Source organism: Nocardia sp. CA-128927, assembly GCF_050955855.1.
Lineage (GTDB): Bacteria > Actinomycetota > Actinomycetes > Mycobacteriales > Mycobacteriaceae > Nocardia.
In genome coordinates this window covers 7,830,235-7,854,576 of record NZ_CP192087.1, presented here as the reverse complement: position 1 = coordinate 7,854,576, position 24,342 = coordinate 7,830,235, and the positions used below count along the sequence as shown (strand labels likewise).

The 24,342-nt window shown below is 64.2% G+C and carries 16 protein-coding genes and 2 pseudogenes; 9 read left to right on the top strand and 9 right to left on the bottom strand.

The annotated features are described in order from the left end of the window. Positions 1-153 precede the first annotated feature (153 nt). A complete protein-coding gene (locus ACQPW1_RS36300) occupies positions 154-1,710 on the bottom strand; it encodes a plasmid pRiA4b ORF-3 family protein (RefSeq protein ID WP_433656878.1) in 1,557 nt (518 codons plus the stop codon). A 160-nt stretch (positions 1,711-1,870) separates the two neighbouring features. On the opposite strand from ACQPW1_RS36300, the pseudogene ACQPW1_RS36295 reads away from it, so the two are divergent. The 5 genes and pseudogenes from ACQPW1_RS36295 to ACQPW1_RS36275 all read left to right on the top strand — a co-directional run. Beyond that, a pseudogene (locus tag ACQPW1_RS36295) lies at positions 1,871-2,047 on the top strand (23S rRNA (adenine(2503)-C(2))-methyltransferase RlmN); the annotation flags it as partial. A gap of 248 nt (positions 2,048-2,295) precedes the next feature. Further along, positions 2,296-3,852, top strand: coding sequence for a DUF2397 domain-containing protein (locus tag ACQPW1_RS36290; protein WP_433656876.1), 1,557 nt, complete (start codon positions 2,296-2,298; stop codon positions 3,850-3,852). A 10-nt stretch (positions 3,853-3,862) separates the two neighbouring features. Continuing rightward, positions 3,863-5,005 carry a DUF2398 family protein gene (locus ACQPW1_RS36285; RefSeq protein WP_433656874.1) on the top strand — a complete coding sequence of 381 codons (1,143 nt, stop codon included), beginning with the start codon at positions 3,863-3,865 and terminating at the stop codon, positions 5,003-5,005. Then, the gene (locus ACQPW1_RS36280; RefSeq protein WP_433656872.1) at positions 5,002-9,225 is read left to right on the top strand and encodes a TIGR02680 family protein; all 4,224 of its coding nucleotides are present in this window, start codon (positions 5,002-5,004) and stop codon (positions 9,223-9,225) included. The genes ACQPW1_RS36285 and ACQPW1_RS36280 overlap by 4 nt, the downstream gene beginning before the upstream one ends. Further along, the gene (locus ACQPW1_RS36275) at positions 9,218-10,429 is read left to right on the top strand and encodes a TIGR02679 domain-containing protein (RefSeq protein ID WP_433656870.1); all 1,212 of its coding nucleotides are present in this window, start codon (positions 9,218-9,220) and stop codon (positions 10,427-10,429) included. Before ACQPW1_RS36280 ends, ACQPW1_RS36275 begins: the two co-directional genes overlap by 8 nt. Before the next feature lie 46 nt (positions 10,430-10,475). On the opposite strand, the gene ACQPW1_RS36270 is transcribed toward ACQPW1_RS36275, so the two are convergent. Beyond that, positions 10,476-10,775, bottom strand: coding sequence for a hypothetical protein (locus ACQPW1_RS36270; RefSeq protein ID WP_433656868.1), 300 nt, complete (start codon positions 10,773-10,775; stop codon positions 10,476-10,478). A 362-nt stretch (positions 10,776-11,137) separates the two neighbouring features. Then, positions 11,138-12,562 carry an ATP-binding protein gene (locus tag ACQPW1_RS36265; protein WP_433656866.1) on the bottom strand — a complete coding sequence of 475 codons (1,425 nt, stop codon included), beginning with the start codon at positions 12,560-12,562 and terminating at the stop codon, positions 11,138-11,140. 120 nt (positions 12,563-12,682) lie between these two features. On the opposite strand from ACQPW1_RS36265, the pseudogene ACQPW1_RS36260 reads away from it, so the two are divergent. Further along, positions 12,683-13,255 (top strand): annotated as a pseudogene (locus ACQPW1_RS36260) (radical SAM protein); the annotation flags it as partial. Positions 13,256-13,848: 593 nt separating this feature from the next. Here the strand turns inward: ACQPW1_RS36260 and ACQPW1_RS36255 are convergent. Next, a complete protein-coding gene (locus tag ACQPW1_RS36255; RefSeq protein ID WP_433656864.1) occupies positions 13,849-14,259 on the bottom strand; it encodes a hypothetical protein in 411 nt (136 codons plus the stop codon). A gap of 424 nt (positions 14,260-14,683) precedes the next feature. Between ACQPW1_RS36255 and ACQPW1_RS36250 the strand changes: the two genes are divergently transcribed. Further along, complete coding sequence (locus ACQPW1_RS36250; protein WP_433656863.1) at positions 14,684-15,016, top strand: hypothetical protein; 333 nt, start codon at positions 14,684-14,686, stop codon at positions 15,014-15,016. A 430-nt stretch (positions 15,017-15,446) separates the two neighbouring features. On the opposite strand, the gene ACQPW1_RS36245 is transcribed toward ACQPW1_RS36250, so the two are convergent. Both ACQPW1_RS36245 and ACQPW1_RS36240 read right to left on the bottom strand, forming a co-directional pair. Then, the gene (locus ACQPW1_RS36245; RefSeq protein ID WP_433656861.1) at positions 15,447-16,097 is read right to left on the bottom strand and encodes a nucleotidyl transferase AbiEii/AbiGii toxin family protein; all 651 of its coding nucleotides are present in this window, start codon (positions 16,095-16,097) and stop codon (positions 15,447-15,449) included. A 7-nt stretch (positions 16,098-16,104) separates the two neighbouring features. Continuing rightward, entirely contained in the window at positions 16,105-16,446 is a 342-nt protein-coding gene (locus ACQPW1_RS36240) for a hypothetical protein (RefSeq protein WP_433656859.1), read from the bottom strand. A 302-nt stretch (positions 16,447-16,748) separates the two neighbouring features. Between ACQPW1_RS36240 and ACQPW1_RS36235 the strand changes: the two genes are divergently transcribed. Beyond that, positions 16,749-18,134 carry an IS1380 family transposase gene (locus ACQPW1_RS36235; RefSeq protein WP_433655183.1) on the top strand — a complete coding sequence of 462 codons (1,386 nt, stop codon included), beginning with the start codon at positions 16,749-16,751 and terminating at the stop codon, positions 18,132-18,134. Positions 18,135-18,868: 734 nt separating this feature from the next. Next, the gene (locus tag ACQPW1_RS36230; protein ID WP_433656858.1) at positions 18,869-19,315 is read left to right on the top strand and encodes a hypothetical protein; all 447 of its coding nucleotides are present in this window, start codon (positions 18,869-18,871) and stop codon (positions 19,313-19,315) included. Positions 19,316-19,425: 110 nt separating this feature from the next. On the opposite strand, the gene ACQPW1_RS36225 is transcribed toward ACQPW1_RS36230, so the two are convergent. Genes ACQPW1_RS36225 through ACQPW1_RS36215 form a run of 3 tightly spaced genes read right to left on the bottom strand, consistent with a single transcriptional unit; the run spans position 19,426 to position 24,338 of the window. Further along, a complete protein-coding gene (locus ACQPW1_RS36225; RefSeq protein ID WP_433656856.1) occupies positions 19,426-22,644 on the bottom strand; it encodes a helicase HerA domain-containing protein in 3,219 nt (1,072 codons plus the stop codon). Next, positions 22,641-23,249 (bottom strand): hypothetical protein, encoded by a 609-nt coding sequence (locus ACQPW1_RS36220; RefSeq protein ID WP_433656854.1) that lies wholly within the window; start codon positions 23,247-23,249, stop codon positions 22,641-22,643. The genes ACQPW1_RS36225 and ACQPW1_RS36220 overlap by 4 nt, the downstream gene beginning before the upstream one ends. A 27-nt stretch (positions 23,250-23,276) precedes the next feature. Then, positions 23,277-24,338 carry a hypothetical protein gene (locus tag ACQPW1_RS36215; RefSeq protein WP_433656852.1) on the bottom strand — a complete coding sequence of 354 codons (1,062 nt, stop codon included), beginning with the start codon at positions 24,336-24,338 and terminating at the stop codon, positions 23,277-23,279. Positions 24,339-24,342: the final 4 nt, after the last annotated feature.

Sequence of the window (24,342 nt, the reverse complement as noted above, 5' to 3'; positions counted from 1 at the left end):
TCGCGAAATCCGCGCACGCCTCATCGGGCGGATGTGCTTCTCCGCGAAGCGCGTACGCATCTGCTCGATTGTGGGAATGCACGGTGCCAGTTCTGCCGGCGTCCTGGTGTCAACTCTGCCTTCAGTCCTGGCGCGAGCGGTGTCCGCAGTGGTTCAGCGGCGTTTGCCGGTTTTCTGGCGGAGCGGCGCGAGCGATTCGGTGATCTGATGCGCGTTGAATTCCGCAGGGTCGAAATCGGAGGCTCGGTCGAGGCCTAGCCATTCGAGGCGGTCGTCGTGGTCGTCGTGGTCGGGATCGGCGAGGATGTCCAGCAGTTCTTGGTAGCCCCAGATGCCGCCGCAGTCCTCGGGGGGTGTGGCCCGGCGTCCGCCGGTGCAGCGGGGGTAGTCGGTGGATGGTTCTCGTGTCAGTGCTTCCTCGATGACGATGCGGTGTTCCCAGCTGTCGCCGAAATCGTAGGTGTAGGTGATTTTCGCGCCGGGGGAGGAGGCGACTTGTTCGAGGGTGACGTTCCTGTCGGAGCGATGTCCGAGTTCAGGGTCGGGGCGCCCGAACGTGCCGTAGTCGGTGTCGAACATATACAGATGGCTGTCGTCCCAGTCGAAAGCTGCCTGGAGTACCTGGTGCAGGGTGACCAGCGAGATATCGCCGGGGACTTCGAGGCGGCGCCAGATCGGCGGCTTGGCGCCATCCAGATCGACTCGGAGTCGCAGGATCGGGGCGACGCCGTCCCTTGTCTTTCGCTTGGTCGGCAGTTTGGCAGGTTTCGGCGGGCGCAGTCCGAAGCCGAATCCGCGTGCGCTGGTCATTTGCCGGATCATTGCCAGCATGTCCGCCGGGTTCAGCTCGGCTTTGTGCGGCGGTATGGGTTTGTCGGACATCGGCAGGGCGCGCAGCCGGGCCCGCAGCAGTGGAGCGAGGGCGCGATATCCGGGACCGGCTTCGTCGTCTATTGCCAGGTCGTAGGCCAGCTCTTCGGGTGCGGACTCGCTGTCGTGTTCGTCGCGCGCGTCCATCGCGATCTCGGTGTGCCACCGGAATTCGGCCGGATCCATGGTGGATTCGGTGAGCGTCAAGCCGTCCTTGCGAGCAGTCTTGCGGATGTCGGCGAGGACTGGGGACAGTTCCTCACCGGCTATCAGGAGGATCTCCGCGGCTTCGCCGCAGTGCTCCGGGTCGAGCATGACAACGACCGAATGAGCTGTCCCGGATCGCTCGAGCCGGGCGCCGAGAACGACCAGGTCGCCGTCGGGGTCCTGCAATGCGGTGCATTCGCTTGCGGCTACCGGTGCGGACAATTCCTCGATCCAGGGTCGGCTGGTGATGCCGTGTGAGTGCAGCCGCTGCACGCCGGCCATCGCGGCGTCGCTGATCCGTGGACTGCCAAGCGCACCGAGGGTCGCCAGCATCGTGGCGGCGTGGGAATCGGCCACGGATTCGAGTGCGGGCAGGAAATGGTGGACCATCGCGTCTTCGGAGTCGTCGCTGACGAGTTCGATGCTCGCCAGGAATATCGAACCGACGGCCTCGGCATCGAGCGGATCGTGGATATCAGCCAAGCCTGCGGCGACGGTGGTGGCCAAGGCGCGGGGATCCGGTCCGTCGTCAGCGGGGATGTCATTCGGGAACTGCCCCGTCTCCTGATCCTGTTCTTGGGGCACGAGTTTCAAGTCGTAAGCAGGCTGCTCGGCGGCATGACGCTTTGGCATCGGGCTACGTTCTCACAGTGTGGCCCCGCCTTCCAATCCGGCTACCGATGCGCGCTGGGATGCTGTACTTGTGGCCGGATCATCGCTACACCGATCGGAAGGCGATCCAACTGATTCGCCGCTTCCTTCAGAGCAGACCCAGTTTGAGCATGAGCGCCCGATCGATGTCAACGTCATCCCGCTCAACCCCCCCGGCAGCAAATGGGATGCTGCCCCCAAACCCGGCGAACGCGAATTCGTTCGCCGAGTCAACGAACAAGGCGTCCCCTGCACGGTGCGTGGTACCCGCGGTCAGGAGATCGCCGCGGCTCGCGGGCAACTCGCCGTCGAAGGATAGTTCCTACCTCGGGTGGTCCTTCTCAGCTGCACCGACAATGACCAGCGTGGTCAGGAATGACGTCGCGCGAGGGTAGGGTTCTTCGGGCATCTGGACAATCGCTGGCGAATGCTCGTTCTGAGACTCCTGCGTATAAAGCGCCTGTACAACGCTGACCGGTATGCCTCTCCCCGCCTGCTACCCGCCCCCTGGGAGACTGCGACCACCCCGGCAGCGCCACGTCGGTCCAGATTTGTATCGTTGACGCGGTGACGGATGGGGACGAGCTGGTCGAGTCGGCAGGGGCTGACCCGTGGGCGGCCCACCTGCCGGGACAGGAACTTGTTCCTGCCTATCTGGTGTCACGGTTCGCGGCACAATATCGGGCTATCGTCGATGTGATGGTCGAGGCGCAGGACACGAGCCTCACCGGCATGTCCTACGACGACATCGCGCTGCAACTTCGGGCGTGGGTGAGTGCCAAGACCGGGTCGGACGTAGCCGACCGGCTCATGCATGAGGACGCGTTCGCGCTCGACGCTCGGCTGGACAGTTTGGTGCGGTGGGCAGTGCTAACTCGATGGCAGGAGCCCGCGCGCACCGGTGAGGACTTTCTGCGGCGCCGTGACCGGTTTCAGCTCACCCCCACCGCAGCCCGACTGCACACCTTCTGGACACTCGAACTCGCTGCGGACGAAGACGCTGCCGCGGACCTGACCTTGGCGCCGCGCGCGATCCACGACCGTCTTCGCGAATTCGCCGCCGCGATCGACGAGCGTCGGTTCCCGGCCGCGGCCTCGGAATATCAGCAGATCATCGCGCTACACCACGGTATGGCAGTAGCGGCACGGTCGTGGCAGCGCAGTCTGGCGCACGCGCTTTCCGGTGGCCCCGACCCGGATAAGCAAGAGATCCTGTGGCTCACCTTGCAGTCCTATGTGGGGATGTGGGGCGAACAGGTCGACATCTACACTCCCGCGGTCGCGCAGGTGATCACCGAGTTGGTACCTCAGCTCACCGAATCAGTGTGGCGGGCGTGTGTCCGGGGTGCGCTCGCGCAGGATGCGTCGGAGACGATTGTCGAGAATCAGACGCAGCGGTGGGTGCGTACCTGGGGCGCGTTGGGCGGCTGGTTCGCGGGGGCCGATGGGCAAGCACGTCGGCTGCGCCGGCAGTTGCGCGACCTGGTGGCGCCGTGGGCTCGGAATATGCACATTTTGATGGATACCGGCGGCGCGCTCACCCGTCGCGGCGAACTCCTCGACCTGGCGCGGGCGATTGAACGCGCGCCCGACGACGACACCGCGTGGCAAATGTGGGACACGGCCGTCGGTGTTTTCGGGGCAAGGCACTTGCTGATTGCCGCAGAAAGCGCGGACGAACACACTCTTGCCTGGGCTGACGCCGATGCGGCCCCGATCACCGCGCGGTTCCGTGAGCACGGACACCGCGCGGCTGTCGGCAAACGCACCAAAGCGATAGACAACTCGGCAGGCAGGGAAGCGGCCCGCAGGTCTAGAGCAGCGGCGCTGGCGCAGCGGCGGTCCGCCGAGGTGACGTTGCGTGCGCGCTCGGGTACCGCGATGTCGGAGTGGGCCGCGCTCACCGAACCCGAACTCCAACTGCTGCTGGAGTATCTGGCGATCGCCCGAGTGCGGGGCGGTGAATCCACGCGCAGCGCGGTGACCGAGGATGGGCGGTGGCGGGTGACCCTGACCGCGCCCAAAGATGCGACGACCACTGCGCTGAAGGCCACGCAAGGTCAATTCGTCACGCGCAATTGGCATTTCGTGCTAGACCCGACAAAGTTGGCCGCCGGGGAATAGTGGTGTGAGTATGAACAGGGACGAAGAAGACCGACGCCGCGCCTTCGTTGGGTTGCTGGCGAGTCCGGTGGTGGACCGTCGTCGTGACCGGGAACTATTCGGCTTGGTACGCGATCCTCGACATCGGCCCGAACTGGTCAGCTGGTTCCGCACCCGTCTCGGGTACCGATTGGTGATCACCGATACGGCGGCCCGGCTGTTTCGGCTGCCCCTCGGCGACACCGTGATCGCACCACGGCGGGTGACCACACCGCCCCGGCGGATGTTGGTCCTGGCGTTGCTGGCCGCCGCAGCGGCTGAGGACGCCGAGGATGTCACCACCACACAGGACTTGTCCGACCGGGTGCGGGTGCTCTCGGCACGCGAGGACACCGGTGTTTCCGCCTACGAACCAGATAGGTACGCGGAGCGAAAGATATTCGCCGAGTCGGTGCGTTTGCTGGCTTCGACGGGCGCGTTGGCGCCTCTCGGTGCAGGCGGTGGCGACCAGCAGGACAACTGGGCGCGCCGCTCGGACAAGGTCGGCGCAACCTATGCGGTGCAGCGAGAGATGTTGCTACGCATGGTCGATCCGGCCTCGCTCGCGGCCGCGCTCGGCCAACGTGGTCCGACATTCGGTGACGACGCGGAACGGTTCACCGTGATGCGCCGACTCATCGAGTTGCCGGTCTGCCTGTACAGTGACTTGACCGAACCCGAGCGGGCCTACCTGATCAGGCAGCGATCGCGCATTGTCTCATGGTGCACCGAGATGACAGGCTGGACGGTCGAGCAGCGCGCCGAGGGGCTGGCGCTGATCGCGGCCGAGGAAGCCCACACCGACTTGGCATTCCCCCGCATGCGCGCGGTCGACTTCGCGAGTTTGCTGATACTCGACGAGTTGTATCGTTGTCGTGACGAGATGGGTGTGGTCACCGAGTCCGATCTGGTTGCCGCCGTCTCCGAGGTCGCGCACCGGCATCCCAAGTCGATCACCGCCGAGATCGCCACCGAAACGCTACGTCGGGACCGAGCGCTGGAACTACTCCGCGCTCTCGACCTGCTGCGACCGGGTCTGCGCCCCGGGCTGTGGCAGCTGACCCCCATCGCCGCACGTTATCGTGATCCCGAGGTCATCGCGGTGACCACACGCATCGAGGAGCCTGCGCCATGACCGAAACTATGGACCAGCCCGACATCGGGGTGGGCCAGTTCGGCCCCGAGTGGCTGCGTGCGGCACTTGACGGCGGATTGCCGACCCCGGTCCGGTCCCGGTGGCAACCGCTGCGGGTGGGGATCGCCAACCTGTGGGAGTACGACGACGCCGAATTCTGGTTCGCGGACGGCAGATTGGTGCTGCGCGGTGGCAACGGCGCGGGCAAGACCAAAGTGTTGGAATTGACGACATTGCTGCTGTTGCGTGGCGAGATAGCGCCCTCGGTGCTCGACCCCTTCGGCTCTCAGCACCGCACCATGCGATTCAACCTCCTGCCCACCGGCGACGGTGACGATCCGCGTGCCCCGGCCGACGCTGGACTCGGTTATGCCTGGGTGGAATTCGGGCGCGTTACTCCGGACGGATCGGCGGAGTACTTCACCTGCGGACTCGGTGCGTCCGCGCGTGCGGGAACCGGCTCGGCCAATGTCGCCACCTGGCATTTCGTGACCAAACGTCGCCTCGGCCAAGACTTTCGACTGTTGGACGCGGGTCGGGCGGTGGAGCACAAAGACCTCAAGAAGATCGAAGGTGTCGTTGTACCCACCAGCGCTGCCGCCTACCGTGCTCGGCTTGCCGATGAACTGTTCGGGCTTTCGCCCGAGTCCTACGACAACCTCACCGAATTACTCAAGCAACTGCGCAAACCTAAACTGGGGGAGCGGCTCAATCCCGCCAGTTTGGCCATGACGCTACGAGATGCGTTGCCGCCCTTGGCTACACATGAGGTGGATCAGCTCGCGGACGGTTGGGAACATCTCGAGCAGTTACGATTGGCGATGCAGCGCACCGAGGATGCCGCACGGGCCATCGCGCAGTTCGTCCGACTCGGTTGGCAGCCGTGGGCTCGGGTGGTGATGCGTCGGCGGTCTGATGAAATGGCCAGTGCGACCACCAGTTTGGATAAGACAACTGCTGCCAAGAAGGCTGCTGAGCAGCAGCTGGCCGATGCCGGAGAGCTGTTGGCGCGATCCGAGACGGAACTGGGCACGACCAAGCGCGACTACAGCGACAGCAATACCGCACTGCGAGAGTTGCTGGAATCGCAGTCCTACCAGGATGCTGTCGCGGCGGCGGGGCGGATCGACAGCCTGGGTCACGCGTTGGCCAGTGTGAAAGCACAGGTTGATCATGCGGCGAAACATGTTGAGCGAGAGCGTGCTTCCGAGTCGAAGGCGGCTACCATGGTCGCGCAGGCGCAAGCTAACTCCGAGCGGGCGGGTGGTGCGGTCCGTACCACAGCCGAGGCGATCACCGAGGCAGGCGAACCTGCCGGCCTCGCCGTCGCCGTCGCCCGGTATCTGCCCGACCGTGATGTCGATGCCCTGGTCGGTGAACTCCAGTCGCGCACTGAGCGTTTCGAGCATCTGCGAACCCTCGACGCCACGTATTCGAAGGAAGCCAAGGCTGCGGAACGTTCCGGACAGAAGGTCGAACTCGCCGCTGAGTCCGTCGACACAGCGCGAGCGGCCCAGGAGCAAGCGTTGGGGACTGTTCGTGTGGCGGCGCAGTCGCTCGAAGATCAGGTCCGCGCGTGGGCGGCCAACGCCGAGATGTCCACCAGTGACTTCTCGCTCGTCGGCTCGTGGTGCGACCTGATCGCAGGCATGACCGAGATCGATGACACAGGTTCGGTGCCTGAGCACGAGTCGGTGGTCGACGCGATGCGAGCATATGTGACCCAGCGCCGGGAGGGTTGGACCCGGCAGTCGGAGAGCTTGAGATTGCAGCGGCAGCCGTTGTCGGCGCGTCTGGCCGAGATCGCTGAGCGCTTGGCGACTGTTCGTGCCGAGACCGACGGTGCGCCACCGTCGCCCACGCTGTGGCGGCGACGGACTCGACCGGAGTTGTCCGAGCGCGCGGGTGCTCCGCTGTGGCGTCTGGTGAATCCGATAGGCATCGACGACGCCGCGCTCGCCACGGTGGAAGCCGCACTGGCTGGGTCGGGTTTGCTCGATGCGTGGGTATCACCGGATGGCTCAGTCGATTTCGGAGTCGCTGACCTGGCGGTGAATCACTCCCGTGGTGATGAGCGCGGCGCGCACACTCTGCTGGCCGTGCTGGAGCCGGCGGAGGCTGGTGGCGTCAGCGTCGAGACCGCCGCGCGTATCCTCGGGCAGTTCGGCTGGCGCGAAAGCGGTTTCGCTGACAATCTCGACGATCGAGATTGGCTTGCCGCAGACGGAAGTTGGCGAGTCGGCGGACTGGCGGGTCGCGCGGAGGCAGCCGGACCGGCGGCTTACCTCGGCACTGCGGCGCGCGAGGCTGCCCGCGTACGCCTGATCGCGACATTGGAGGCAGAACAAGTCGAGGTCGAAATCCACGTCGCCGATCTCGACCGGCAACTCGGCATCGCGCGAGCCGCGTTGTCGCGCTTGGTGACCGAGGAAAAGACATTGCCGACGACAGGCGAGCGCGAGCTGGCCGCGGCTGTCGTTCGGTGGGCCGATCGCGGCCGTGCCCTGCTTGCCCGAACGGCCGAACTCGACGTCGCCGAGCGCGCACACGGTGCCGATCTCACCCGGCGTGACGAGGCCCGCGCTCACTTCGCCGAGTATGCGAGCACCCACCGATTCGCCTTGACCGACCTCGAGGCACAGCAGCGAGCGCTGACGGATTTCCGTACCTACCTCGAGCGGTTCGGCAGCGCGCTCGACAAACTTGTCATGGCCGAGGAAGCGCTCGACACCACGGTAGGCGTCCACCAGGATCGCGAAAAGGCCCGCCGACAGGCCGAAGTCGATCTCGTCGAGCTGGAGACCGATCAACGTCGAGTTCAGGTGCAGCTCGATACCGCGCGGTCAGCGTTGGGTGAGGATCAACAGCAGCAGATCGCGCGCAAGGAAACGATCGAAAAGCGCATCGAGACACTGGAATCCGAGCGGGATCGGCTCACCGATCAGCGCGGCAACGCCCGAACCGCGTGCGCGGTCGCAGAGCAGACTCTGAACAATCACGAAGCGAGTCGTGCTGACGCGGAGCGCCAGCGCGACGCCGCGATGACCGCACTCTGGGAGGCGGTCGACAGCGGACTCACCCACCCGCTCTCGCTCGATCCACCGCAACGTCAGAACGTGCAGTCCGCACGTGAACTCGCGACGGCGATCCGCCGGGAGGTCAATGTCAAAGCTGAGCAGGCCGATGCCGAACGGGCGTGGCGGCTTTGCCTGCAAAAACTGGAAGAATTGCGCCAATCCCTACTGCCGCAGCAGGACGCGCGGGTGCTCGACGACGAGGACACCTTGCCCAGGGTGGAGATTCACACCGACGCCACCCTTGGATTCCAGCTGCCACCCGCCGCGGCCGACACGTTGGCGGAGCGAGTCAGCCAGCAGCGCGACGGTTACGACGAGGAACAGCAGCGGGTCTTGGCCACCCTGCTCGGATCGACCTTCATCGAACATCTGAAAGAACGACTCGACTACACCACCCGCACCTTCGCCAACATCAACAACCATCTCGCGGCGCATCCGACCCGGCAGGGGCATGCGGTGAAGGTGGAGTGGGGTGCTGATCCCGCCGACCCCGACGCGGCATCGGTGGTGGGGGCGCTGGGCAAGGGCTACCACGAATTGTCGAGTGACCGGCAGGAAATGGTGCGTCAGTTCCTGGCCCGCAAGATCGACCAAGCCCGCGCCGAGGCCACCGCCGAAGGCGCGGCTGACTGGAAGCAGCAGCTCACCCGTGCGCTGGACTATCGCGGCTGGCTCAAGATCACCTTGCAATATCGGGCCGGGGCAACGAGCAAATTCACGCTGTTCGACGCGGCCAAGCACGGTGCGAAGTCCGGCGGTGAGAAGGTTGTGCTGCTGTCGCAGCCGTTGTTCGCCGCCGCCGTGGTCGCCTATGACGCGGCAGCAGCGCACGCCCCGCGCTGGGTGTGGCTCGACGAGGCGATGACCGGGGTCGACGCCCAGGTGAAGGCTTCGTTCATGGGCCTCACGGTCGACTTCGAACTCGACATCATGCTCACCGCGCACGACGAATGGTGCAACTACGACACCGTTCCTGCGGTCGCGGTGTACGACCTCGCTCGAGAACGGCACCTGCCAGGCGTGGATGTGCTGCCCTACCTGTGGTGCGGCGGCATTCTGACCAGCATCGATGTCGATAGGCTCGGCGTTGTTGAGTCGCGGACCGAACTGAGCGAGGGGTTGTTCGGGTTCTCCGATGGATGAACCGACCCTGCCGGATGGGCTGCGCGCGTGGGCGGGAACATCGGGGCCCGCCGCGGTTCTCGATGCCATTCGTAGACGTGTGTCGCGTGGCGGGGGACTGGAAAGTGGCTCTCTGAGCGTGAGTTTGACGCCCGAACAGCGCACCCAGGTAGCCCGATTGCTCGGCACCGGTTGGGAAGTCAGCAACAAGGCGGTGACTTTACGTGCGCTTGGCCGCGCCCTTGCCGAGCACGGTTTGACCGTACGGCAATTCGTCGAGCTCTTCGACGGACGGAAGCTGACAGTTCGCCGGGAAGCGCAGGCGCTCAAACATATCGCCGCAGAAGAGGAACGACGGAATTCTCTGCGAATCCTGCGCGCCGTGGGTATTGCCGAGCACGTAGGGGATGGGTGGTTGGCCGGCCCCAGGGCGCCCCGCTTAGGGTCTGGCGCGGCGGCGGAAATGGCCCGGCAGATTGCTCGTGTGTGGCCGCGGCTGCCGTGGGATGGACCAGGATTGCGCCTGGCCCAACTCGCGGCCGGGGCAACCGAGGACGCGCACGGACTCGACTACTCCACCGATCTCGGGCGAACCGTTGCCCGCCTGATCGCGGCCAGCACCGGTCTGGCGCGCCCGAGCAGGCCAGGCAGGGAGTGGCGGGCGGCCTGGGCATCGGCGGGCGTACGGTGCGATACCGTCTCCTCCCGCGTGCTCACACTCAACGTGCCACTCGATTTCACCGCGGGCCACCGACGTGGGGCGCCGACCTGGCTAACGTTGCGAGACCTCCTCGGACCGTGGCGGTTCGACCCGGTCCCCGCCCGACTCTTCGTCTGCGAGAACCCGACAATCGTGGAGGCGGCCGCGGACGAACTCGGCCCGCGGTGTCCGCCCTTGGTCTGCACCGACGGTGTGCCCGCCCTCGCGGCACTCGACCTGATAGCCGGAATCGACGAGTCGCGCACCGAGGTTCGAGTCCGCGCTGATATCGATCCGACAGGGTTCATGATCGTGTCCGCGGTCCAATCGGCCGCACGCCGCGCAAGTCTATGGCGATTCGACACTGCCACCTACGCAACATATTTCGGGATTGATGTGGAATCGGGGGTCAATTTGGTGGAGGCCAGGGCAGCTTTCGGTAAGGACTTGCACGAAGAAGCTGTGTTGCCGCTGCTTCTGAGTGACCTGCGCGACGCGGCCGACAGATTAGTCGCTGGCAACTGATGTGCGAATGACCAGAACCATTGGGGGACGCTTCCCTCCTGGGTGATCAGGCGCGTTCGGCGGGATCGGAGGTGAGCGGGTCCGTCAGCTGTTCCAACGTTCGCTGGTGCGGCTGATCCTGCCACCGCCTGGATCGGTTTTCCGGGCGTGGGATCACGTTCGTGGGGTTCTGCGCCGAGCGACATACTCCCGGCTCGGCGCTCTTGATACGGAGCTCGTGTTGTCCCTGGTCGAGCTTGCGCTTCCAACTGCGGACCTGTGGGAGGCCGTGACATTCGTAGGCCATGTGAGCGGCCACGACCGTGACACCGCGCTCATCCGGGAACGGGTCGTCGAACTTGCGCACGAGCGAGCACAGCGGCGGAAAACGGAGTACCTGGATCGGAGAGGGCAGGGACGGCTCGCCGCTAAGCTCGTCCGGCTGCTGGATTGCATCGAATGGCCCAAAAGCAAACCACAGAACTCGATTCCGCTGGATCGCCTTCGCCCGCGGCCTTCACCGAACGAGACCAACCGGCGGGGTATCACCGGCTACATTGAGTCGCCATCGCTGCGCCGACTGGTGGGTTACGAGTCGAAAGCAGAACTCGGTAATCTATCGCGAGCGATGGCACTGCCGTACCCAACCATTTCGGCTGTCGGTGAAGGTCTGTTCGACTCGATGACGCCACAGCGCACGGTTGAGTGTCCACGAATCAACTCGATTGGTCACCCCCGAAGTTGCCACGCTTCGAGGAGATCCGCCGGGGTGAATACGGCGTCGAGGTGCTCAGTGGTGACTCCGGAACGCGTGACGGCGACGAGTGGAATCGGTTCGTCGGTGATGCGGTGGTGGTGGCGCTGGAGGGCGGTCAGGTCGTGGTTGTCGAAGGGTGAGTTTTCGAGCCACTTGATGGATCCGAGAAATGTCAGTTCATGCGCGACAGGTTCGCGGTCCGCGCCGACGATGTCGATTTCCACGTCATTGCTACGGGTCCAGTAGCCGCCGATCGCGGGGCATGCCGGGATGCCGTGTGCGGGGAGCAGACGTGCGAGTGATTCCCGGACCAGTGGCTCTATGGCGCGGCCTCGCCAGCTTGTCCATCCGCGGTGAATACGTTCGAGGGTGAGGTCGGGGCGCATGCGGTCCAATTCGGTGAGATGGGGACCGAGGAATGTCAGCCAGAAGCGCAGGTAGGGGTCGGTGATTCGGTAGCGGCGTTCCTTGGACGGTGTGAGGCTGATCGGCAACTCCGCCGCGACGATGCCCTTGTTGGTCAGCAGTTCGGTAGCCCGCGTCAGTGTCGAGTGCGCGATGCCGCCGGCAGCTCTGGCGATGTTGGTAAAGGTGCGCTCGCCGCTGCCTATTGCCGCCAACACCTGTCGGGCTTGGGTTTGGTCCGGAAATTCGGCGGCCAGCGACAGTTGTGCGGATACGACCAATGGGCTCACCGGGTCAGCCAGTTCTCGGGCAAGGAATGTCCGGACATCCTCACCTGCTGGCCAGCGTGCTGCGATGACGGGTAGCCCTCCTGTCACCAGTGCCGCGTCGAAGGCAGCCGCTGGTTCCAGACCGGTCATTGTCGCTACGTCGGCTGGATTGAGTGGTCCCAGACGCATTTCTGTGCCGCGTTGGTGAAACGGCCGTCCATATGAGGTGAGTGCCTGCATCATGGCGAGATCGGAACCGATGAGGATCAGCAGAACCGGTTTACGCGAGAGTTCGCGGTCCCACGCTCTTTGCAGAATGCTCTCGAATGCGCCGGCTGGATCCATCAGATACGGCACTTCGTCGAGCACCACTACACTCGTCTGGTCCTCCGGCAAGATGCCGGAGAGCTGGCGCAGCGCCGCGGTCCAGTTGCCGGGGAGGGCATCGGCGAAGATGTCGGCGTCCGGCAGCGACGAACTGCGCACGGCATCGACGAACTCGGTGAGAGGATCCGTGCCGAAGCCGATCGCGCTGGTGTGAAAGACGTTCGGTACGTGGTTCCGGTCCACGAACTCCTCCACCAAGGCGGACTTCCCGATCCTGCGGCGTCCGCGCAGGATCAGGCAACGTCCCGGCCTTGCCGTTCCGATTTCCGTCCGTACCCCGGCCAGTGTGGTCGCAAGCGTGTCCAGCTCATGTTGCCGTCCGATGAAGTCGACCAAGGCGCGCCTCCAATCTCGGTAGATACTACTGGGTGAGATACTATCACAAGCGATACTATCTGGCACCTGTCTAGCGTTTGACTACTTCTGAATATGTGCAGGTCATCGACTTGTAAAGCGGTCGGGATGGGCGAACCCCTGGCCAACTACAAGCGGGTAGTCGCCGCGGTCCGCCGCATCACCTCCCCGTCGCCGGACGGCTTCGGCATCTCCCAGCGCAACGTGGTCGTTTCCACCGTCGGCCTGGCTCCCGCCATCCGCAAACTGGCCGACGAAGACCTCTCGGTCACCCTCGCCGTCTCCCTGCACACCCCCGACGACGAACTCCGCGACACCCTCGTCCCGGTCAACAACCGCTGGCCGATCGCCGAGGTCCTCGACGCCGCCCGCTACTACGCCGACAAGTCCGGCCGCCGCGTCTCCATCGAGTACGCATTGATCCGCGACATCAACGACCAGCCCTGGCGCGCAGACCTGCTCGGCCAGAAGCTGCACAAGGCGTTGGGCTCGCGCGTGCACGTCAACGTCATCCCCCTGAACCCGACCCCCGGCAGCAAGTGGGACGCCAGCCCGAAACCGGTTGAGGCCGAGTTCGTTCGCCGCGTCAACGCCCAAGGTGTGCCGTGCACCGTCCGCGACACCCGCGGCCAGGAGATCGCTGCCGCCTGCGGGCAACTCGCCGCCGAAGGGTAGTCGCGGGAGTGTCGAACTGGACACACGAGCACAACCGCGATGGGCTAGGTGCAAGCGGTGCGCCGACAGAAGACGGCGCGGAACTACAACAAGAAATCCATAGCTGCATTTGTGGTGCAAAAGGTAGCCGTAGGTGCCCTAACAGCTCGACGTGTCTCTGCTAGGACTGAACTCCCTGGTGGTCGTTGGGTGGGCTGGAGGTTGTCTTGGCCGTGCCCCACATTCGTGCCGCCGACGTCGCCGCGACGGCTGTTACGCCCACGGCCGATCCGAACCACATCGGACCGCATATCGACCCGAATGCCAATAGGAAGCTGCCTGAGACGGCGATCGCGAGCATGGCTCGGCGGAATCGTCCTGGATCCGCTAGCACCCGGTCGATCAGTCCTCGCCATGAACCCGGTTCAGGATCGAGTTGCTGCCGACTCGAGGTGCTTGTGATTGACCTGGTGATAGTCATGCCGGGTCGCGGGTTGTGTCGACCACGGGGAGTGGAGACGCGCCCTGAAGACCAACTCACGGCACACGACCGGTGGTGCTGCAACGGAATTCATGCAGATGAGAAGTTGGACGCGGCGAAGCCTGTTGCGGTATCACAACGAGCTCCGCAACTGGCGTAACGTCATACCAGAGGGTGTGTGGACCCAGTTCTGCCACCCATCTATTTGACTGCCGACCAGGTCTCTCAGCGCAGGCGACGGCGCAACATAGACCCCCTTTTCGGTTTGTATCAGCCCATCGGGGGTGACAGTTGCGACGAAAGTCTGCCCTTTACGGACACGTTCGTGCCGAAGTTCGTCGCCACTTTTTACCAAGTTCGAGCTGATGAGGGGTGCGAGGCGCCCTGTTTGTGACTTGGCTGGCCCTGCCGTATCTCCGGGTGCGATATCGCTCTTGTTGGGGATCAGCAGGCGCCGAAGGACGTCGTTCGGGGATTCGAAGCCGCGTACGCGATGCCCGAGAGCCTGGTATACCTCGTCGTCGATCTCGATACTGCGACCCATGGCTGCCTCCAGATCAGATCTTCCAAGACTGGGAATACGATAACAGATTCTGAAGATCAGTCAACGTGGACTCTGTGCTGACAGGGCGTCGTCCTCATCCTGCGCCAACGCAACGGCGGGCTCGCATCACCTTGTTGCGATCGGCGCGCTACCGAGGAAGGTGGAGTGTCGTAGTTCAGGCGGGTGCCGATGAGGGTCATCTGTACAGGCCGAATTCGGCGCGGATTTACATTCCGCTCAACCCGGCCCCGGCAGGAAGTGGGACGCGAGCCCGAAACCCGTTGGGGCAGAATTCGTTCGCCGCAGAGGGGTAGCGCGCTGTGCTGGCGTATGGATCCCTGTCTGCACACAGTCGTTTCCGCGAGGGCCAACTCTGCAGTGCCTGCGCCGCGGCCTGAATCGCTGGGACTCAACCGCCGCGCTCGTGAGCGACCTGCGTGAGAGTCACAGTGACACAGTCGACTTCGGGCACGAGAAGGATGAGGCGTTGCGGAGCCTGTCCGAGAGTTTCGAGCGGCATCAGCTGCCCGACGCGGGCACCGGGGTATCGGCGGCGCTGTTGAATGCGACCGGCTGGCTCCATGATTTCGCTCGGACGGCAGGGCAAACATTGACCACCGTCGAGGACAATGCGTTCACCCACCGGCCGATCGAGCTCTCACCAACCCAGTTGACCGACACGCGCGAGGCTATCGCCACAGCGGCGATCCGGTCGCAGCCCGGAACTCGTAATCGCGGATCAGTCAAAACTCGTTGAGCGCGAATCCATTCGGCTCGGGCTGGGCCGCAGCGCGGCTAGCATGATCGGGGGTTGAGCACGCGAGCCGCTCGCGAATCGCCGAGGGGTTGCGCTGGCCCGCATGCTCGCCCCTGCTGGCGAGCCCCCAGAATTGGCGCACCGCAGCGTGATTCGCGCCTCGTCTCGGCGTGGCGGGCGGTGACCGATTTGCTTGATGGAACGGCACGATACGGAGCGAAACAGGGTGCATCGAAAGGAAGCCGCCTGCTTGACTCTTGCCTCGAGATCGATCCACCGGCAGCACTGATGTGCCCCACAGCGGTAGATGGCTGGCGAATTCGACCGTGCTCGACGACTCGGTTGAACTGCCGCTGAAGCGATTGAGCCGATCTCCCATCAGAGGGCGACGATTTCTACCTAGCTGTGTGCGATAAGGGCAGTTCCCTGGTCACGGTGTCTGGAGCGTCTGGCGCCATTCGGCGAAACGACGGCGCATGGCCGTGATGTGCTCGTATGGGACGTCATATTCGGCGAATGCGTCGTCGGTGATCTGGCTGAGCGCGCCGAGTGCGTCGGCGAACATGTGAGGGTCGAACCCGTTGTCGGATTTCTTGGCGAGGTCCAGTAGCCGGTCGCGGCTGTAGCGGCCGCTGGTGATTGTGGCATCGACGTCGAGGAAATCTCGGGGAAGTGCTCGCCCGTAGAGTGCGCACATCTTGTTCGCGACCGCATCGTCGGGGTGCAGGACCGGTCCGATGTCGAGCAGGACTGGAGGGTGTGCTCGCCAGTCGGCCGACAGCTCTAGTTTGTCTGCGCCCGTATCGGGTTCGGTGAGCGAGGTGACAAGTAGACGTGCGAAGGTGTCGCCGCTCACCGTTGTAGCGACAGCGTATCCGTGTTCTTCGAGGGCGGCGATGACCGCCATGACCGCCGCGGGAAAGTCCGCTCGGCGGTGCCAGTCGGTGAACAGGTCGACGTCACCGCTGGGGCGGTTACCCATTCCGTGGGCGCGGAGTGCGTAGCCGCCAGCTAGGGCGAAACCTTGATCGCCGGCTACCGCGAGTGCGATTTCTGCCAGCTTGCGATGGCTTGGTTCCACTGGATGCCTACGCCGAGGACAGTCGGCTGAGTTGTGCGAGTTCGGGGAACCGGCTTTCCCAGGCGAGCTTGATCTGCCGGGGAAGCCAGATATAGGACCAGAGTCGTTTGAGAACTGCTTCGTTGAGGTACGAGTACAGGTCGGTTGGGCTGGCGGCTTCGTTGATCACCGTGCGGTAGAGGTCGACGATTCTGCCTGGCCGGTCGAGGTCGTACTCGGCATGGCCGGACCAGTCGAGATGCGTCGGGAGGTTGACGATGCCATTGGTCGGACCCGTGAGGAGGTGCAGGTCCTCGGGTACCGCGACAGGCTTGCGGTACATCGGCTGGCCGTGCGCCATTTCCGGCATCTTCCCTCCTCTCTGGGATGTTGCTTGCTCCGTCAGCTTACCGTCGACGTCGGACAGACGGTGCGGGACGACGCGCTTCTATTTCTGCAGGTCAACCAGTTTGTGAGACGGTCGTCATGGGCGAACCATGGGACGAGCACTTCGGCTCGACTCCGTGTTACTGATCTTCCGTTCTCGTCATTAGCCTCGGCCAATCATGGTAATGGCGCCTAACCTGCGGCGGGAATGGCGAAAGGTGCTCCGACCTGCGATAATTCGACTTGCGAAGGCTGAATTGATCGAGGTTTTGGAGCACCTTTCTGGTGGGCAAGTCTATATCGCCGTATCCGCGGCTGACCATCGACGGTGACGGTGCGGGCGTGGTGTCACACGCAGGTGCGGCACTGCTGCTGCGTACTGCCGAGATAACTGGTTTGACCTGGGGTTTGTCGGAACAGTTGGGGCCGTGGCGCAAACCGATGGCTGTCCACGACCCGGGCAAGATCGTGCTGGATTTGGCGGTGACACTCGCGGTCGGTGGTGACTGCGCCGCGGATGTGGCGTTGTTACGGGCCGAGCCGGGCGTGTTCGGTCTGGTGGCCTCGGATCCGACGGTGTCGCGGACGATCACCGCGCTGGCTGCCCAGGCACCGAAAGCGTTGGCCGCCATCGCTTCTGCACGCGCGGACGCGCGGGCGCAGGCGTGGGCCGTGGCTGGGCCGAACGCCCCCGGTCACGGGATCAACATCGATGATCCGTTAATCATCGATCTCGACGCCACCCTGACCGACGCGCACTCGGAAAAACAGAACGCCACACCGACGTTCAAGCGGGGCTTCGGCTTCCACTCGCTGTGGTCGTTCATCGACCACGGTCGCACCGGCACCGGCGAGCCCGCCGCGCCCATGCTGCGGCCGGGCAACGCCGGTAGTAATACCGCTGCCGACCACAAGCAGGTTCTCCGCGATGCCCTCGCTCAGCTGCCGTGGCAGCCGGGATGGCGGGTCGGCCGGAAAGTGCTGGTGCGCACCGATTCCGGTGGCGGCACCCACGAGTTCCTCGACTACTGCCACCGCCGCCGGCTGCAGTACTCGGTCGGGTTCACTCTCACCGACGAGATCGTCACCGCCATGGGCACCCACCTGAATCCGCAGGATTGGACACCGGCCTACGACGCAGACGGCGAGGTCCGCGACGGCGCCTGGGTCGTGGAAGTCACCGGCATCACCGAGTTGACCGGATGGCCGCCCGGCATGCGGCTCATCGTCAGGAAAGAGAGACCACACCCCGGTGCTCAGCTGCGGTTCACCGACCGCGACGGGATGCGGTTGACCGCGTTCGTCACCAACACCACCCGCGGCCAGCTGCCCGACCTCGAGTTGCGTCACCGCCAGCGGGCCCGCTGCGAAGACCGGATCAGAAACGCGAAAGACACTGGCCTGCGCAATCTTCCGTTCCACAGCTTCGACGCCAACCGCATCTGGCTCGCCGTCGTCGCGCTCGCACTCGACCTGACCGCCTGGATGCAGACACTCGCCCTGCACGACCACCCCGCACGTCGCTGGGAACCGAAAACGCTACGGCTGCGGCTGTTTTCAGCCGCCGGACGCATCGCCCGCCATGCCCGCAAAACCACACTGCACCTGGCGCGGCACGCCCCCTACACCGAACTGCTCACCACCGCCGCAGCACGCCTGCAACCCGGCTGACCAGCCAGAAACCGTCCCTGCAACCAAGGAAACCAACCACCCGGGCCAGTGGAACCCGGCAGCCAGCCCGCTGCGCGGGCCAGCTGCCCTGCCCGCAACCGGAAAACTACGACCGAAACACCCAATCCGAACCCGATCAGGCCAGCACATCAACCCGGCGAAAGATCGAGGTTAGGACTGCACTTCTTAGGGGTGTAGTCCTCATAGTGACGCGACTGCTGTCGGCGCGGAGTCTTTGCCGCCGATATAGCCTGCGATTCCACGTGTGGCTGCGGATCCAGCAGCCCACCCAAAACCGACATCCGTTGACGGTGCTGGAGGACTGCCACTCGCTTGCCCGCGAGCAGGACATATTTCGGGCGAGCAAGTCCGTTTTACCGCATCACCGAGCCACTGATCACCTTCTACGAGGCAGTCATGCGTCCGGCCCGGGAGCGGCCGGAAAGTGTTCAGGCGCAGCAGGTTTGGGCGCGGACCAAGGAGCGGTTCGCGGCTCAGGTCGCCGGCGCGACTTCTAGCAGCAAGTGGTACGCGATCCTGAAACTCGTTGAGTTGAAGTCGTTCGGTATGTCAAACGAGTACGGTGCGCAGTTGTCCGTGACACTCGCGGCCAGAAAATCGCCCGGCTTGCGGTGGTCGTGAGCTATGGTTCCGGCTGCTCGTCCGGTTCACCTCTACGGGGAAGCGCAGGAGTTCGTCTCGTTTGACTCGACTTCGCACATGCTGGAGGCAGTGTGGTTTGGTTCGATCGATTGGAAAGTGAACGTGCAGCGTTGTCGGCGATTTTCGGCGATCCCGGCAATCGGCACGTCGTTGAGATTCCGATCGGCGGCCGGGAGTTCGTCGACATTGTTGCGAGCGGAAACGGCAAAAATGCCGAACTCCGGGTCCGGCTTGTCGATGGAACGACCCTTGAGATGAGGTTGGCGTATCTCTCGGTGGTCGGCGACTGTGCAAAGGAAACCGCAGTTCAGAGGTACGACGACAGCAGCCTGAATGTCTGGTACTCGGGTGTGGGGTTGGTCGTGCGATCGCTCGATCTCAGCTGTCGCGCAGATGATGGTGATGCCGAGGAGTGGGAGGCGGAGTTCGAGAACGACGTTCGGTCCTGGATCGACGGGGGATTCGAAGGGGAACTCAACTATTCGGTCTATGCACGCGTTGCTCTGACTCACCGTTGATGGATCCACGATGAGGCGTGCGCTGTCCGGATCGCCCGGCGTTCGACACCTCCAGTCGAGCCGGTTGTCCGCGTCGGCTTGTTTGGAATCTCCAGCACGAATTCTGCGATTTACCGCGAGTCGCGGCGGGCGCGGTCGAGGACTTCTTCCTCGGTGAGGGCGCTGGCTGGGTGGTGGCTGAGGCACATCGGGGTGACGATTTTGCTGAAGCCGGCACCTTCGGTTGCACCGTAGAACCTGCCTGCGGGTAGGCGTGAGATGTCGTCGATTCGGCCGCCCTTGGCTCGGGCCAATTCCTGGGCGGCTTGGATCTGTGCGGGGGCGTTCAGTCTGCCGAAGAGTTGGGTTGCGGCGTTGCCGGTGACCATGTTGTGCAGCGCTTTCGGCGCCTGGGTGGCGTACACGAGGCCGAGGCCGTACTTGCGGGCCTGGGTCGCAAGTTTGAGGGTGCTTTCTGTGGATGCCGTTGTCCCACGTGACGGTGCGAAGGTCTGGGCCTCGTCGAGCACGAGCAGGCCGCCGATCGGCCTGTCACCGGCCGGGTTTCGCTTGATCCAGGCAAACAGGGCCAATTCGAGTTGGTTGACGAAGGTCTGGCGTTGCTCGTCGGTGGGCAGTCCGATACAGCTGATCACCGAGATCCTGGCGCGTTTGCCCGCGGTCGGAGTGAGGAGCACGCCAGGGTCGAGGCGGGCACCGGCACCGCCGAACACCGGATCGTTGATCATGGCCGCGTGGAGTTCGTCGGCCATGTCCGCCGCCAGGCTGGCGCCATTCCTGACAGTGCTCACTCCCTCGGGCAGATTACCGAGCAAGGCGACGAATGCGTTGAGGTCCGAGCCACCGTCCCTGGCGAAATGCGCCAGCGCCTGGGTCAGCACAGCGGTGCCTGTGCGCAGTTTCCGCGCGGTCAGACCGGCACGGGAGATCAGGCCGGCGACCGAGGCATCGATAGAAGTGCGGAACTCGTCAGGATCATCGAGCATGCCGGTGAAGTCGGGCAGCGGGTTCAGCGCGAGCGGACGACCTGCTTCGCGCCGGGGAGTCCAGACGATCACCTCGGTGTCAGCGAAGTAACGGTCGGCATGTTCGGGGTCGTTGTTCGCCCAACCGTCCGGCTTCGACGGCCACCGGTCGCCCAGTCGGGACAGGTCATTGTTGGTGTCGATCAGGATGGATGAAACGCCATGAATCGCAACTTCTTCGACCAGACGACGGAGCAGGACGGTCTTGCCCGATCCGCTGCCCGCGAAGACCGCGGTGTGCTTCCTCAGCAGTACCAAGGGAATCTGGAAGCTGAGCCCGGTCTCCACGTTGCGCCCGAGAACGATCGACGGTTCGTTGTCGTCGGCTGCGGTCATCGATACCGCTGTGGCGGATTCCGCTGTTGGAGAAGGCATCTCGCCCTCCGTGGATACTGGGCCAGCAACTGTGGACTGGTCGCCCTCGACCATGCTGAACGGTTCTGGCCCGACGTCGATCAGTTGTTCCGGGCTGCTCGCGTCGGTTGTCTTCCTTCCCTCCGTAGGAAGCGATTCCAGGGCAACGGCTCCGGTCCGATTCCCGGCAAGTACCCGGCTGAACAATTGCGATCTGCTCGCCGGCCGTCGAGCCGCCAGCCAGCCGAGGAGCTCCGGCGAACCCTCGCTAAGCACGGTTCGGAGCGCTGTAAAGGTACGCAGATCGTCTGCTGATATCGGCAGCGCGATTCCTTGCGAGACTTCGAATTCGGCGACAGCCGCGGTCGTGACCGGGCCGGTCGAGAAGGGCGCATTGCGCAGAATCACCAGGTGCCGTTTACTGGCTCCGGGGTGGATTCCCGCCTCCAGACAAGCCGACCGCAGTCGAGTCAGTACTGCTCGGTGGTGGCTGTGGGCGATGGCCCGGAAGCTCCAATGCACCTCGTCCTCGTTGGCCTCGTCGAGTGTCTGGCGTAGCCGGGCATGTAGGGCGGGCTGGACGATCGTCGCCTGATCGACTGTCAGGTCCTGCTCGCCGCGTTGCTCGAGCACATAGCATTGCAGCGCAGCGTTCAGTAGCGAAAACATCAGAGTGTCTTCGTGTTTAGGATCCATCGGTGCGATAACGTCCGCAGTGGTTCGCAGGTCGGTGAACCGCTGGTCCAGCGTTGCCAGATCTACAGCGGCGGGCTCAGCAGGGGTGCGTATGCGCTGATCTGAGGTGCCGAAATGGGCCAGCTCGTTGACCTCATTCTCGGCCAGGCACCGGCTTGCGTGCGCTTCTACCAGTTGGAGTAGCCGACGTGGGGTGAAGTTGGGTACGTCCGGGTCGTCGAAAGCTTTCGGCAGCACCGGCCAAGTCGGATACGGCGGCTCGAAACCTGCTTCACCGTATAGGTTTCCGAGGTGACGTTCGACGATCGCGGAAGCCGTTGCAGCGGAAGGCATCGTGGTCGAGAGTGTCAGAACCTTGAAGCGGTCTTCGGCTGAATTCGTTGCTCGCGTGGCGATCAGCTCCCACGACTTGGGTATGCACGCGGCGACGATCAGCGTGCGGACGGTCTCCTCGCGCATCTGCATGAGACCATCCGCGAGCTGGCTCGCGAGGTCATTCTCGTCGTTCGAACCGGACTCAGCTATGACTGTGTCGACCTGGTCCAGCGCCAGAACAACGGGACCGGTGAGCGCAAACAACCGGATCACGTGCTGGAATATCAACTGTGGCGAGTCATTTCGGCGACGGAAACCCCAAGCGGCGCGGTCTGATTCGTCGATGCCATCGGCCAGGGCCAAATAGCTGTACCCGATCTCCCGCAGTTCCCGCTTGGCTTGATAGAGCACGAGGGCCCGCAACGTGTCCTTGCACTGCATCGCTACTCGCTCATCGAGCGCGTCGATCCGCTCGACAAATTCGTCGAGATCGTCTCTGCGAACGGCGATTGTGCCGTGCAGTCGCATCCGCAGCTCTTTCCCACAGCCGGTGATGTCGGCGAGGATGTTGAGCATCCTGCCTAGTTGCCCACCATCGGGAGCGAGCAATTGGTTGACGACGCCATGCACCGCGCCTGCCCAAAACGACTGACCCATGATCAGTTTGGGCATGAAGAACGAGCCGCCTCGTTGCTGTACATAGTGCCGGAGCCAGCCGAGCATATGTGTCTTGCCGACACCGCGATCGCCGCTGAGCACCAGCCCACGCGGAGTGCTGTTGGGCCGCCGCTCGGCCGCTTGCACCGCGCGGGTGATCTCGTCCACCGCCACCGGATGCAGGCCGTCGACGTGGTAGTTCAGCGGACTCCACACTTGGTCGGCGCCGAGCACACTGCTGAACTGGATCGTTGCCAGCGCATGGTGGTATTCCTCATTCACCGTGCCACCTCGATGGTGAGCACATGTCGCGGCGTGCCACCCAGCACCACCGCCGCATCTCGATCCACATCCGTCAGGGTCTTCTGGTCTGCCTCCGCGCGCACGTGGACGTCCTCGCGGCGAGCCAGGAGCGCGAGGGCTCGGTCGACATCTTTGCGAGGTACAGCGTCCAATCGTTCTCGCAGCACGGCAAGTCGCAACGGCGAACCGGTCTTGCGGGTCAGCTCCGCATAGGCCGCCTCCACCTGGCTCGCTACATCTGGTCGGAAGATATCGGCGAGTGTCTGCCCGGAGTCGTCGAGATGCCGCCGAAGGCCACCCAGCACTGCGTACAGGGTGCCACCGGCGGACCCGGATCGCGCGGGGCGTTCGTTGGCCAACTCCTCGGCGCACCGCACCGCCCCTCGGTCTGTTAGCTCGTGCACAAACGCGCGATTCACCATCGTGCTGCTGACCAGCGCGAGTTCATTGAGGTGCCGGCGAAACTTGCCGTCGAGTTTTATGCCCGCGACAGCGTGCAGTTCGGCATTGGTGAGCTCACGTGCCTCAGCCATCAGGACGAGCAGGACACAACGTTCGCTCAAGGTCAACCGGTCATCGCTCATGTCAATCCCGTTCCATTCCAATGGTGTTCACAAATCTGTTCGGTCGGTTACCGTGAAACCTGCTGCGGTGACATTGATTCCAGCGGGACGACCGGTAACGGTTCCTGCCGCTCGGACCGTGTGACCATCGCGGTGGGCGGTGATCGCAACCTCGTAATTACCACTGTCGCCGAGGGATACGTTCACCAGCCGTGTTCTTCCGACGGGGGCGCCGTCGACGACGAGCACCCCACGCACCCTGATGTGCCATCGGTCACTGCCCGGGTCGTCGGACAGGCTGATCACGGGTCCTTCGACGACGCCCACGGGAGGCAGGGGCGCCGGATCGACGCGCAGTCCGCCACGGCGAATTCGCTCGCCTGCCCCTGTCGGGAACTGCACGGACACCTCCGGCCTCGGCATCAGCCAGGACCAGTGAAAACCCAGTTCGAAAGCAAGAGTTTCGCCAGGCCCGGCCAATTCGGCGAGCGCCTCGCACTCGGCTGGTGAGATGCCTTGACGAAAGATCTGTTCGAAGGCATCGGCGTCCGACGAGTACGCGGCCTGACGCACCGCATCGGAGCCACGCAGCAGACGCAACGCCGTCTGCCGTCCGAGTGGATCTGGATCGTCCGGATCGATGGGCAGAGCGATGTCGAGACCAGGTATCCCATCGCTAAGCGTCAGGAGTGAACCTTCCAGCAACGCGCTGACTGTGCTTCCCGGGATGTCGTGACGCATGGAACCGGATTCGTCCATGGCCTCTTGCGCGCAAAACGTAATCAGGTCGCGCACGGCGAGAATCGTGCGGGCGCCCGCCGGAAGCGTGATCGATCCGGGGTCGGCCGATGTGCGGTAGGCGACGACATCTGCTGCGGGAGCGGTCATGTCGCGCCAAATCGCGGCCGGCGACCGACCTTCTGCGTCGGCGACACACTGCACGAGTTCGCGCAGCCTCGTTGTCGCGTCGGCGACGACATCGCTGGGTGGGACGAGGACGTCGAAGTCCTGCCAGGTCCACACACTCGCGTTGCGCCACTGGCCGGTGATGGTCCAGCCGTGCCCACGCAAGTAGCCGACCACGCCGTCGATCGTCGGTATTCGTGTCATCCGC

Coding starts and splice junctions, on each gene's coding strand:
- ACQPW1_RS36300 (WP_433656878.1), bottom strand. CDS start 1,710: ATGCCAAAGCGTCATGCCGCCGAGCAGCCTGCTTACGACTTGAAACTC.
- ACQPW1_RS36285 (WP_433656874.1), top strand. CDS start 3,863: ATGAACAGGGACGAAGAAGACCGACGCCGCGCCTTCGTTGGGTTGCTG.
- ACQPW1_RS36280 (WP_433656872.1), top strand. CDS start 5,002: ATGACCGAAACTATGGACCAGCCCGACATCGGGGTGGGCCAGTTCGGC.
- ACQPW1_RS36275 (WP_433656870.1), top strand. CDS start 9,218: ATGGATGAACCGACCCTGCCGGATGGGCTGCGCGCGTGGGCGGGAACA.
- ACQPW1_RS36255 (WP_433656864.1), bottom strand. CDS start 14,259: ATGGGTCGCAGTATCGAGATCGACGACGAGGTATACCAGGCTCTCGGG.
- ACQPW1_RS36240 (WP_433656859.1), bottom strand. CDS start 16,446: ATGCCGGAAATGGCGCACGGCCAGCCGATGTACCGCAAGCCTGTCGCG.
- ACQPW1_RS36220 (WP_433656854.1), bottom strand. CDS start 23,249: ATGAGCGATGACCGGTTGACCTTGAGCGAACGTTGTGTCCTGCTCGTC.
- ACQPW1_RS36215 (WP_433656852.1), bottom strand. CDS start 24,338: ATGACACGAATACCGACGATCGACGGCGTGGTCGGCTACTTGCGTGGG.